This is a genomic window from Undibacterium sp. RuRC25W (assembly GCF_049339825.1).
Classification (GTDB): Bacteria; Pseudomonadota; Gammaproteobacteria; order Burkholderiales; family Burkholderiaceae_D; genus Undibacterium.
The window spans coordinates 69,859-81,535 of the sequence record NZ_JBMPPD010000006.1 but is presented as its reverse complement, the minus strand read 5'-3'; the positions used below and the strand labels follow the sequence as shown (position 1 = coordinate 81,535).

The 11,677-nt window shown below is 48.2% G+C and carries 11 protein-coding genes; 5 read left to right on the top strand and 6 right to left on the bottom strand.

The window, feature by feature from the left end; translation table 11 throughout:
- Positions 1-7: 7 nt before the first annotated feature.
- The 3 genes from yidD to rpmH are packed head-to-tail and all read right to left on the bottom strand — an operon-like array spanning position 8 to position 894.
- Entirely contained in the window at positions 8-307 is a 300-nt protein-coding gene (gene yidD, locus ACO0KV_RS04835; protein ID WP_423040450.1) for a membrane protein insertion efficiency factor YidD, read from the bottom strand.
- 1 nt (position 308) lies between these two features.
- The gene (gene rnpA, locus ACO0KV_RS04830) at positions 309-719 is read right to left on the bottom strand and encodes a ribonuclease P protein component (RefSeq protein WP_423040448.1); all 411 of its coding nucleotides are present in this window, start codon (positions 717-719) and stop codon (positions 309-311) included.
- Between the two features lie 40 nt (positions 720-759).
- Complete coding sequence (gene rpmH / locus ACO0KV_RS04825; protein WP_061535510.1) at positions 760-894, bottom strand: 50S ribosomal protein L34; 135 nt, start codon at positions 892-894, stop codon at positions 760-762.
- 638 nt (positions 895-1,532) lie between these two features.
- On the opposite strand from rpmH, the gene dnaA reads away from it, so the two are divergent.
- The 5 genes from dnaA to ACO0KV_RS04800 all read left to right on the top strand — a co-directional run bounded on the left by dnaA (position 1,533) and on the right by ACO0KV_RS04800 (position 7,752).
- On the top strand, positions 1,533-2,915 hold the full coding sequence (dnaA, locus tag ACO0KV_RS04820) for a chromosomal replication initiator protein DnaA (protein WP_423040446.1): 1,383 nt from the start codon (positions 1,533-1,535) through the stop codon (positions 2,913-2,915).
- 198 nt (positions 2,916-3,113) lie between these two features.
- On the top strand, positions 3,114-4,220 hold the full coding sequence (dnaN, locus tag ACO0KV_RS04815) for a DNA polymerase III subunit beta (protein WP_423040444.1): 1,107 nt from the start codon (positions 3,114-3,116) through the stop codon (positions 4,218-4,220).
- Between the two features lie 226 nt (positions 4,221-4,446).
- A complete protein-coding gene (gene gyrB / locus ACO0KV_RS04810) occupies positions 4,447-6,951 on the top strand; it encodes a DNA topoisomerase (ATP-hydrolyzing) subunit B (protein WP_423040442.1) in 2,505 nt (834 codons plus the stop codon).
- A gap of 76 nt (positions 6,952-7,027) precedes the next feature.
- A complete protein-coding gene (locus ACO0KV_RS04805) occupies positions 7,028-7,447 on the top strand; it encodes a nucleotidyltransferase substrate binding protein (RefSeq protein ID WP_423040440.1) in 420 nt (139 codons plus the stop codon).
- Positions 7,444-7,752 (top strand): nucleotidyltransferase family protein, encoded by a 309-nt coding sequence (locus ACO0KV_RS04800; protein WP_423040438.1) that lies wholly within the window; start codon positions 7,444-7,446, stop codon positions 7,750-7,752. The genes ACO0KV_RS04805 and ACO0KV_RS04800 overlap by 4 nt, the downstream gene beginning before the upstream one ends.
- A gap of 49 nt (positions 7,753-7,801) precedes the next feature.
- On the opposite strand, the gene ACO0KV_RS04795 is transcribed toward ACO0KV_RS04800, so the two are convergent.
- The 3 genes from ACO0KV_RS04795 to ACO0KV_RS04785 all read right to left on the bottom strand — a co-directional run bounded on the left by ACO0KV_RS04795 (position 7,802) and on the right by ACO0KV_RS04785 (position 11,588).
- Positions 7,802-8,119 (bottom strand): hypothetical protein, encoded by a 318-nt coding sequence (locus tag ACO0KV_RS04795; RefSeq protein ID WP_423040436.1) that lies wholly within the window; start codon positions 8,117-8,119, stop codon positions 7,802-7,804.
- Between the two features lie 24 nt (positions 8,120-8,143).
- Positions 8,144-8,941 (bottom strand): HNH endonuclease, encoded by a 798-nt coding sequence (locus ACO0KV_RS04790; protein ID WP_423040434.1) that lies wholly within the window; start codon positions 8,939-8,941, stop codon positions 8,144-8,146.
- A 673-nt stretch (positions 8,942-9,614) separates the two neighbouring features.
- Entirely contained in the window at positions 9,615-11,588 is a 1,974-nt protein-coding gene (locus tag ACO0KV_RS04785) for a methyl-accepting chemotaxis protein (protein ID WP_423040432.1), read from the bottom strand.
- Positions 11,589-11,677 lie beyond the last annotated feature (89 nt).

The window sequence follows — 11,677 nt, the reverse complement described above, 5'->3', positions numbered from 1 at the left end:
GTATATGTCAGGAAAAGTGTGAGGAATGACCAGTGCTGCCAGGTTGATCATGGCAGCATGAGTCGGATGTGGGGGCAATCATGTGTTTTTCACTAGCGGGCGGGACATGATCCACGCCGCCAGGATGCCAAGGATGACATTTACACAAGCGCTTGCCTGCTAAATAACTTCCCTTGGTCGCACCATGCAATGCAATCGCCTGTGCCGCATACTCAGAGCAGCTGGGATAAAAACGACAATTCTGCCCCAGCATAGGACTAATTGCGTACTTATAAAAGCGTAGCAACAGGAGCAGTAATGTTTTCATGTCAGCCCACTTTTTTACAGGCAGGTGCAGCAAACAGGCGCAGAATCTCCGCCCGCAGCTCGCGTTTGAGCTGGGCAGTGGTAGCTGGACCGTCTTTGCTGTTGACGGGTCGCGACAGGCGCACGATGCAATCGACGTTTTGTAAAGCAGCACATCGGAAGATCTCGCGCGTTACACGCTTGATCGTATTGCGGGTCACTGCACGCGGCGCAAAGCGCTTGGCAGCAACCACACCTAAACGGGCATGCGCCAATTCATTCGCTCTGGTGTAGAGCACGAAATGGGGCGTTTTTTGCACGGGGCGCAAACGAAAAACGGATGAAAACTCATCCGTTTTAATGATGCGTCGGGCACGCGCAAAATCTGCACCGCCTGCATCGGCCTGAACTGGGTCAGCTAAAAGATTGATCATGCGATGTCAGCGAAAGCTGCCGCAGACCAAAAATTTAAAATCAAGCTGCCAGGCGTTTACGGCCTTTAGCACGGCGTGCATTCAGTACAGCGCGGCCACCGCGGGTTGCCATACGTGCGCGGAAACCGTGAGTGCGCTTGCGGCGAACGACGGAAGGTTGGTAAGTACGTTTCATGTTGGTCTCGCTATTTGAGCAATAAAAAAAATCGGAATTACGGGTAAAGGCTTGCGTTGTTTACGTCAGGCTTTTCACCTTTACTGCCCCAAAACCGCTGCTCATGGCTTGCTGCATTAATGTACTGCATCTATGCTGAATTAGTAAAAACCCAACATAAACAATGCACCATCCAATAAAAGAGGGTAGGGAACCCTGAATTAGACACCATTTTTACCTTACGTGTCAATCACTTAGCGTAAAAATTAATCAAAAGCCGTTTACCGCCTCTGACGCAGTGCAAGGAATAAATTTAATCTAAGGCTGTGGATAACTCGCTCAGTCGCGGTTAAAATAGAGGATTAGCGCGGCACCGGTTTATGCCTTAATGGCAACTTTCAAAAAACTGAATGAAAAGAACAAATTGTTTATTTGACCATTTCATTCTTAAAATTCGAAAGTATCGGGGTTGATGAAAAAGTGTTCCGGCATGACATAGCAAGCAAGGCTGTAGAAAAACGCGTGCTTGTTATTTATTTTTTACTTCGCACTTGGTATGAGTGCTTGAAGTACATGAGAGTTTGCCGAAGCTGTTTTACATACACCCTGAAAGATTAATTCGGCACCGCGCATTTGCATTTAATAATTTAAAGTCATACATGGAAAATTTCTGGCAAGCCTGTTCGTCCCAACTTGAGCAAGAGCTTCCACCGCAACAATACAGTGCATGGATTAAATCGCTCGTACCGCTCTCCTTCGAAGAAGGCAAGCTGAGTATCGCTGCGCCCAATCGTTTTAAACTTGACTGGGTGAAAGCACAGTTTGCCAACCGTATCTCTGAGCTGGCGAATCAGTATTGGGATGAAGACGTTGAAGTCGTCTTCGTGCTCGATCCGCGCGGTGGCAAGAAACCTGCAGCGGCGCCGATGCCTTCGCGTCAAGGTGTAGATGGTGAGCCTGTGAGTAACGCTCAAGAATCGCAGCCAGAAGCTGCCGCGCCAGAAGCTTCTCCACGTCGCGACCTGAGCCGCATCAACGTCGAATTAACCTTTGATAGTTTCGTGACCGGTAAGGCCAACCAATTGGCGCGTGCCGCCGCGATTCAGGTCGCCAACAATCCTGGCGTTTCATATAACCCACTGTTCCTGTACGGCGGTGTTGGTCTGGGTAAGACACACTTGATTCACGCGATCGGCAATCAGATTCTGGTTGACAATCCTAACGCCAAAATCCGCTACATCCACGCTGAGCAATATGTGCGTGACGTGGTGACAGCGTATCAGCGCAAAGGCTTTGATGAATTCAAGCGTTATTACCATTCGCTCGATCTGTTGCTGATCGATGATATTCAATTCTTTGGTGGCAAGAGCCGCACGCAAGAAGAATTCTTCTATGCGTTTGAAGCACTGATTGCAGCCAAGAAACAAATCATCATCACCAGTGATACGTATCCAAAAGAAATCACGGGTATGGATGACCGTTTGATCTCGCGTTTTGACTCGGGTCTGACGGTGGCGATTGAACCACCAGAATTAGAAATGCGTGTCGCCATTCTGCTCAAAAAAGCGCACTCCGAAGGCGTGCATTTTTCAGATGACGTTGCGTTCTTTGTGGCCAAGCATCTGCGCTCTAACGTGCGTGAGCTCGAAGGCGCGTTGCGCAAGATTCTGGCGTACTCTCGCTTCCATGGTAAAGAGATCACCATTGATGTCGTCAAAGAAGCGCTCAAAGATTTGTTGTCGGTCCAAAACCGCCAGATTTCTGTTGAAAACATCCAGAAGACGGTCGCTGACTTTTTCAATATCAAAGTTGCCGATATGTATTCTAAAAAGCGTCCGGCAAATATTGCCAGACCACGTCAGATTGCTATGTATCTGGCAAAAGAACTAACGCAAAAAAGTTTGCCAGAAATTGGCGAATTATTTGGCGGTCGCGATCACACCACGGTGTTGCATGCCGTTCGCAAAATCACCGCTGATCGCAGCAAAAATCCAGAATGCAACCATGAGTTGCATGTGCTGGAGCAGACCCTGAAAGGCTAAGAAGGCGAAGCAGGCCGAGAGGGTTAAGAAGGACAAAGAAGTAGCAAGCTAAATAATAAGTAAGTGCAGAGCAAGTGCAAAGTAAGTCCAAGACGTCCGGGCATGAAACATGCATTCCATGCCGGACAGAAAGCGGCAGTTCAACAGCAGTATTTATGCAGTATCAATCATAACAACCACGATTAGCGAGGATTTCAAATGCAATTGGTAAAAACCCACCGGGACACACTGCTCCGGCCTTTGCAAATTGTGAGTGGTATTGTCGAGCGTCGGCACACATTGCCGATTTTGGCCAATATCCTCATTCGCAAAGACGGTGAACAAGTGTCCTTCTTATCGACGGACATCGAAGTACAGATCACGACCAAAGCAGAAATCGGTTCTGGTGGCGAGGTTGTCGCTACCACCGTCGCAGCACGCAAATTGCTCGATATTTTGCGCGCCTTGCCTGACGATCAGGACGTCGTGCTCAAGCTCGATAACAAACGCATGAGCGTTCAATCCGGCAAGTCACGCTTCTCTTTGCAAACCTTAGCAGCAGAAGAGTTTCCGACGGTTGCACAAGCAGAACATTTCAATGCCAGCGTCAATTTGCCGCAAAAAACATTGAAGCATCTGTTCAACATGGTGCATTTCTCCATGGCGCAACAAGACATCCGTTATTACCTCAACGGCTTGCTGTTGGTAGTGGATGGTAAAAACGTGATTGCCGTCGCCACAGACGGCCATCGTCTGGCGTTTTGCCAAGTCGAAGTGGAACAAGAGTTCCCACGTCACGAAGTCATCATTCCGCGCAAAACAATCATCGAATTACAGCGCTTGCTGGAAGACAAAGAAGACCCAGTACAAATCGACATCGCCAACAATCAGGTCAAACTGACATTTGCCGATATCGAACTGGTGTCCAAACTGGTTGAAGGCAAGTTCCCAGACTTTAACCGCGTGATTCCTAAAGGCTACAAAAACAGCTTTACGTTGGGTCGCGAACAGTTATTGCGCTCCTTGCAACGTGCCGCGATCATGACCTCGGACAAATTCAAAGGTGTCCGTTGCGTGATTACACCAGGCAGCATGCAAATCTTGTCGACCAATGCCGATCAAGAAGAAGCGATGGAAGAAATCGAGATCGATTACGGTGGCGATAGCGTCGATATCGGCTTCAACGTCAGCTACTTGTTGGACGTATTGAACAACCTGAAATGCGATCAAGTTTGCGTTTCTCTGGGCGACTCCAATTCTTCGGCATTGATCACCGTTCCAGAAAACACTGACTTCAAATACGTCGTCATGCCAATGAGAATTTAAGCCTGACACACCCCTCTACCGCAAGCGGAAGAGGGGCAGGGGTGAGGGGCGTTGATCTCAGGTAGCGACAGCCAACTGCACAAAATGCAGCATGTTGTCCCTTCTGATCTTTGATGTCTTTTCCGCAGAGGACAAACTCTGCCACCCCACCCTTCCCTCTTCATCCATGTGATCAGGGAAGGGATTGAATACCCATGAACACGCAGTAAACACAAAGAAGGTAGCCATGTCCGATCAAAACCAAGAGAACCAACCAGTTTCAGCCGCCAGTTCCAATCAATACGGTGCATCCTCCATCCAGATTCTGGAAGGTCTGGAAGCCGTGCGTAAGCGCCCCGGCATGTACATTGGCGACACATCGGACGGCACTGGCTTACATCATCTGGTCTTTGAGGTTCTGGATAACTCCATCGATGAATCCTTAGCTGGTCACTGTACCGAAATTAACGTTGCGATTCATACCGACAATTCTATTTCGATTACCGATAACGGTCGTGGTATTCCTACCGGCATCAAATGGGACGACAAGCACGAACCTAAGCGTAGTGCGGCTGAGATCGTCATGACCGAATTGCACGCCGGCGGTAAGTTCGATCAGAACTCCTACAAAGTCTCCGGTGGTTTGCACGGCGTTGGTGTTTCTTGCGTGAATGGCTTATCCAAATTACTTAAGCTGACCATTCGTCGCGACGGCAAAGTTCACACCATGGAATTTGTGCGTGGCGTACCGCAAAACCGTGAACTCGAAACCGTCGACGGCATCGTTACATCACCAATCAAAGTTGTTGGTGACACTGACAAACGCGGTACTGAAGTCCATTTCTGGGCTGATGAAGAAATCTTCACCCACGTTGAATTCCATTACGAAATTCTGGCAAAACGTATCCGCGAACTGTCCTTCTTAAACAATGGCGTGCGCATCAAACTCAACGACCACCGCACTGGTAAAGAAGAGTTGTTTGCGTTTGAAGGCGGCACCCGTGGTTTTGTCGAATATATCAACAAAGCCAAGAGCGTCTTGCATCCAACGATTTTCCAGGCAACAGGCGAACGCGTTTCGGATCAAGGTACCAACATCACTGTCGACGTTTCTATGCAATGGAACGATGCCTACAATGAACAAGTGCTGTGCTTTACCAATAATATTCCACAGCGCGACGGCGGTACCCACTTAACTGGCTTGCGCGCTGCGATGACCCGCGTCATCAACAAATATATCGAAGAACACGAATACGCTAAAAAAGCCAAAGTTGAAGTCACTGGCGACGATATGCGCGAAGGCTTAACCTGCGTCTTGTCCGTCAAAGTACCTGAACCAAAATTCAGCTCACAAACCAAAGACAAACTCGTTTCTTCCGAAGTGCGTGGTCCGGTCGAAGAAATCGTTGCCAAAACATTGACTGATTTCTTAGCTGAAAAACCAAACGACGCCAAAATCATTTGCGGCAAAATCGTTGAAGCCTCCCGCGCCCGCGAAGCCGCACGTAAAGCCCGTGAACTGACCCGTCGTAAAGGCGTGATGGATGGTTTAGGCTTGTCGTCCAAGCTCGCTGATTGCCAAGAAAAAGATCCCGCCCTGTGCGAACTGTACATCGTCGAGGGTGACTCCGCGGGCGGTTCTGCCAAACAAGGTCGTGACCGTAAGTTCCAGGCGATTTTGCCACTGCGCGGTAAAGTGCTCAACGTCGAAAAAGCACGCTTTGAAAAAATGCTCTCCAGCGAACAGATCACCACGTTGATCGCCACGCTGGGTACAAGCATCGGCCCAGATGAATTCAACGCCGACAAACTGCGCTACCACCGCATCATCATCATGACCGATGCGGACGTCGACGGTGCCCACATCCGTACGCTGCTCTTAACGCTGTTCTACCGTCAAATGCCACAACTGGTCGAACGCGGTCACATCTACATCGCCCAGCCACCGCTGTACAAAGTCAAAGCCGGCCGCGATGAACGTTACCTTAAAGATGACGCCGAAGAAGCGACTTACATGATGACCGTCGCCCTGACCGGCGCATCCCTGATCCCAAGCACAGGCGCTGACCCGATCACTGGCGAAGCACTGGCAGAACTGGTACGTCAGTACAACCTCGCTAACGCCATCATGATGCGCTTAACCCGCGTCATCGACCGCGCAGCACTCACAGCGATCATGACCGGCGTGACCCTGAAAATGGACACCGCAGAAAACGCCGAGCAGTCCGCCATCAACATGACCAAAGCCATCAACGATCCTGCCGTCAAAGCAGTGGTACGGTCAGATGAATTGTCCGGCGCCTTCAGCCTGCGCATAGAACGCATGCACCACGGCAACATCAAGGTCACCAGCATCGATGCAGACTTCGTTGAAGCCACCGACTACAAAGTCCTGGAAAGCGCCGCAGCAACGTTTAAAGGCCTCTTAGGCGAAGGCGCCTTCATGCGCCGCGGCGAAGGCGAACGCGCAAAAGAAATCGCCGTACAAGACTTCCACCACGCCATGCTGTGGCTGCGCGACGAAGCCGAACGCGGCGTCAGCAAGCAACGCTACAAAGGTCTGGGCGAAATGAACCCAAGCCAACTGTGGGAAACCACCATGGACCCAACCGTCCGCCGCCTCTTGAAAGTCCAGATCGAAGACGCGATTGCAGCGGATCAAATCTTCACGACACTGATGGGCGACGACGTAGAACCACGCCGCGCGTTTATTGAGTCCAATGCATTGCGGGCGGGGAATATTGACGTTTAATATCAATTAACGGCACAATGAAAAGGCCTTCCGTTTCCGGTAGGCCTTTTTTATCGACAGTAATCAGGGAGCCGACATGGCAATTCAACTCGATCTGAGCTCTTTAGAAAATGCGCTGCAGCGACTTGTCGAAGCCTTGCAGGCGTATAAGGCGGACAATGGCAACTCCCTCTACCGCGACGCCAGCATTCAGCGCTTTGAATTCTGCTATGAGCTGTCACACAAAATGCTCAAACGCTATTTAGAACTCGCAGCGGCTAATCCCGCTGAAATCGACGAACTACCTTTTGCGGACTTGATCAGAACTGGTAGCGAACAAGGTTTGCTGCGCAGCGGCTGGGATCGTTGGAAAGATTACCGCAAGGCGCGGAGTATCACCAGCCACACTTACGACGAGAGCAAAGCAATCGAAGTCATGCAAATCGTGCCAGATTTTCTCTCAGAAGGACAAGCCTTACTACAGGAACTGAAAAAACGCGGCACACCCAAAACATGAACCAACAACCGGACATTGATGTAACGGCAGAGCAATGGGCGATTATCGCAGCGATATTGCAACGCCATGTTCCCAACGACACGGTGTGGGCATTTGGCTCACGCGCAAAACACACAGCCAAGCCCTACTCTGATCTTGATCTGGCGATCAAAAGCAAGGCAGGTTTATCTTTAAGCCTCATCGCAGCACTTGAGCATGATTTTTCGGAATCAGATTTGCCATTTAAAGTGGATATTGCGGATTGGGCGACGATGAGTGAGGATTTTCGTCAGCTAATAGACGACGATAAAGTGAAGGTCTGGTAATCTTTGTCACGAGAGCGACATGAACAGCGAACTATTTTTGGTGCGACATTTACATTATTTTTTTCACCTCTAGTTGTTCAATAAAATCGCTTATCGACTGCAAGTCGTCTCCAATGTTGTTGTCAACGAGATGCTCCAATCGATCAAATTCATGCCAATCGTGATCAAGTTCGTCGTCGTAATCTTCAAAGAATAACTCTGGTAAACCAACCGCAAAAGCATCAAAAAATAAGTAGTCTAAAAGATTGGATTTTATTTTTTCTGTCAGGTTTTCTAAACTGAAGCCATGTGGATTTTCAAAATAAGCTTCACCAAAATTTTTGAAATTCCCTGCATCACGATACATGTATAAAAATCTTACTTTCACGTTAGCACCTAAGAAAATCAATATTTAGTTCGATAAAAATATATGCTCGTTATGCCAAGAAATAAATTCGTTTGAAGGTATAAATTTTTCAGGCAAAGAAATTTTTTTTCCGTGTAAATCTAATAGCCATTCCGAGGTAAATTTATTCTTCTCTAATTTTCTAGCAGAAGAGGAAACCTTGACTTCATAGTCGTGTGTGATTGTGATAAGCCCTTGATCGAACGCTTTATCGTGAAGGGCAGAAAGACACAAACCATTACGAGGATTGAGGCGATTATCTTTATCAGATTTCCAAGGTACGATGTGACTAGCGACCAATAAACTTGGATGCGATAAGCCAGTAATGCAGCACCGTCCAGAATATGCACTTAATACGGAGCGGCGAAAGAAATTTTGACCTACACGAATTTTTGTCTGCGCTACTTTTGTTTCGGCAGAGTAATCCAATTCATCTTCGACAATTCCTAATTCTGTAGTGATGGCACTTTCGAACAATGGCTGACTTGCCTCAACTAAGTTATCAACCATAGTCTGACTTTGAATCGCGAAAGAATTCCAATCATTTTGCATTTCGTCCCACATTGCGCGATCCAATTTTGACGATCCCTTAAGCCCTACCCTACCCGTGTCGGTAATAAGTGGATCAAGGCTTGCAATGTTGACTAATTTCATTGCTAGGGCTGATGGCGTACGATCTATCAGCGCTGCTAGACGAATAATGTCGGGATTACGGCTATGAAATTTTCCGAAAGGTAGCTGGCAATACAAATTAAATGCAACCAATAGCTGCTCTCTCGTCCATGAGCTTGATTTTACGGTCATCAAATTTTCCGTTTAGTTTTCTTTATTGCATCATAACCGAATTGGTTTGTTTGTATCAAAAACAACGAACGAACATAGACAAACTAATTTCCTCGGATATCCCAGTGCGTTATTCGCAGCGACAATCTCACCCGAGTCTAGGTGACCAAAGGTTCTCTTTGTTGTTTATTTGAAAGCAAGATATATATTTAATATGAAACGATAAGAAATTTAAATTCTTATAAGAAAATGTTATTTTTAAATTTCTTTTTGAAAACAGTGGAGATCATCGATGTCTGAATCAACATGTTACACATGCAACGGTCGTGGCCGAGTTGCTTGCCACGCTTGTACGAATGGGAAAAAAGCGTGCTCTGCTTGCAATCAGCGAGGGGTAGTTGGGTACGGGGACAATCAATCAACATGCACTTCATGCGGTGGCAGTGGTAGTGATAACTGCTACTTATGCAACACAACAGGTGAGACAACTTGCAACTCCTGTCATGGATCTGTCCGATAACACGTTACCTCATCTCGCATCTCAACCGATTAGTGAGTAACGAGGGGTTTTTGCGCGCCTCAGGTGATTAGAAAGAGATGCGCTAAGACGACCAGAACCACATCCTAATTGGTGTCCCAAAACAACGATGTGGTTCTTTTTTCGATAGAGCGGATTATTGTGTTCTACAGCGATTTATCTCAACTTAAACGCACTAACCAATCTCACCAGATGGTCCACTTGTTCGCGCATGGTTTCGGTGGCGGCGGTGGCTTGCTCTACCAGGGCGGAGTTTTGTTGGGTCATGTCGTCCATTTGTGAGACGGCCTGGTTAATCTGTTCGATGCCGTCGCTTTGTTCCTGGCTAGCGTGGGAGATTTCGGCGGTGATCTGCGTGATTTGGTCGACGGAACGTAACATGTCTTCCATGGTTTTACCAGTTTGTTCTGCTAACAGGTTGCCGGATTCGACCTTGGCGACCGAGTCTTTAATCAACACGGCGATTTCTTTGGCGGCGCTGGCGGAGCGTTGGGCGAGGTTGCGGACTTCGCTGGCGACGACGGCAAAGCCGCGGCCTTGTTCGTCGGCGCGGGCGGCTTCGACGGCGGCGTTCAGCGCTAGGATATTGGTCTGGAAGGCGATACCATCGATCACACCAATGATGTCAACGATTTTTCTGGAGCTCTCTTTGATCGATGACATGGTGCCGATGACCTCGCTGACGACCTTGCCACCTCTGGAGGCGACTTCGGCAGCGGCGAGGACCAATTCGTTTGCATGTTTTGCACCTTCTGAATTTTGCTTAACGGTGCCGGTGATCTCGTGCATGGAGGCCGCTGTTTGCTCAAGAGAGCTGGCTTGCGATTCGGTCCTGGCTGACAAGTCGACATTCCCGTCAGCGAGTTCTTGTGATGAATACGCGATCATGCTGGCACTTTGCTGGACTTCGTTAATCAGCGAACGTAGTCCCTGACCGATGCCGTTAATGGCGTGCATGAGTTGGCCGATCTCGTCAACGCGGGTGACTTTCACTGAGGTTGTCAGATCACCATTCGCCATTTTGTTGGCTGCCATAATCACTTGTTGCAGCGGCGTACTTAAACGAATGCGCATGACTTTAAACATGAACACACCCAACATGAACACGATCACTAGACTGATGATTTGGTAACCCTTGTTAGTACGATGAGATTGCGCCGCATATTCGTCTGAATACATGCCTCCAGCAACGACCCAGTTCCAACCCTTAATCGGATAGAATGCGACGACTTTTTCTCTCACATCCGTTTCACCGAGTTCGCTGTTGACCCACGGATAGCGAATCACGCCTTGCTGACGTTGGAGTATTTCTTTGATAAATTCGTGACCGTTATCGTCCTTGGAATCAAGGATGTTTTTTCCTTCTTTGGTCGGATGCAGGAATAGATTGCCGTAGGTTTTACCTTCTCGCGCATCAAGGGCGTAAAAATAGCCTGACTTGCCGAGTTTGATAGAACGGATTTTATCTTTGACCTCATTGATCGCTACCGTAAAGTCTTTGCCGACAAACAGCGCGCCGACCACTTTACCGCGGGTATCAACGATAGGATCGTACTGGGTCATATACTGTTTGTTGAACAGCTCGATCAGACCAACGTAGCCCTTGCCTTCCATTAAGGTTTTGAATGCGGGGCTGGCGTGGTTGAGTGGCGTACCGATAGCGCGCTCGCCCTTATCGTTTTTAAGCGATGTTGATATGCGGATAAAATCATCACCATTCTTAACAAAAATCGTCGCCACCGCGCCGATTTCACTGGTCAGGCGGTCGGTATAGGAGAGCTCGCCATTGAGGTCCTTGCCGCCAGATGTGAGTACAGGCGTGTTTGCACCTGCGACGTCGATGGTGCGCGAAGCATCAAGCTCAAACCCTTCTTTAAAATTTCCCTTGAATACTTTGAGGGCGTCGTTGGCCTGATTGCGTAGATCGGCATCAAAGATATTGAGCATATCGACAACAAATTGCGTTCTTTCCGTGACATCGGTGACGGCTTGCGCTTCTGCCTGTTGCTTCAGGTTATAGTTAACCACGGAAGTGAAGGTAAATAAAATAAGACTAAAAACAGTTGAAACTATGAGTGTCAGTTTTGATCCAACTGTCCATTCGGTATATTTTTTAAATTTTATTGTCATGCCATTGGTCTCGTGTTGTCTTTATTGGCTTACAGCAGATGCAGCAAACGCAGGTGATAGTATCAAAAAAAATATCGATCTTTGTTTCT

Coding starts and splice junctions, on each gene's coding strand:
- yidD (WP_423040450.1), bottom strand. CDS start 307: ATGAAAACATTACTGCTCCTGTTGCTACGCTTTTATAAGTACGCAATT.
- rnpA (WP_423040448.1), bottom strand. CDS start 719: ATGATCAATCTTTTAGCTGACCCAGTTCAGGCCGATGCAGGCGGTGCA.
- rpmH (WP_061535510.1), bottom strand. CDS start 894: ATGAAACGTACTTACCAACCTTCCGTCGTTCGCCGCAAGCGCACTCAC.
- dnaA (WP_423040446.1), top strand. CDS start 1,533: ATGGAAAATTTCTGGCAAGCCTGTTCGTCCCAACTTGAGCAAGAGCTT.
- dnaN (WP_423040444.1), top strand. CDS start 3,114: ATGCAATTGGTAAAAACCCACCGGGACACACTGCTCCGGCCTTTGCAA.
- gyrB (WP_423040442.1), top strand. CDS start 4,447: ATGTCCGATCAAAACCAAGAGAACCAACCAGTTTCAGCCGCCAGTTCC.
- ACO0KV_RS04805 (WP_423040440.1), top strand. CDS start 7,028: ATGGCAATTCAACTCGATCTGAGCTCTTTAGAAAATGCGCTGCAGCGA.
- ACO0KV_RS04800 (WP_423040438.1), top strand. CDS start 7,444: ATGAACCAACAACCGGACATTGATGTAACGGCAGAGCAATGGGCGATT.
- ACO0KV_RS04790 (WP_423040434.1), bottom strand. CDS start 8,941: ATGACCGTAAAATCAAGCTCATGGACGAGAGAGCAGCTATTGGTTGCA.
- ACO0KV_RS04785 (WP_423040432.1), bottom strand. CDS start 11,588: ATGACAATAAAATTTAAAAAATATACCGAATGGACAGTTGGATCAAAA.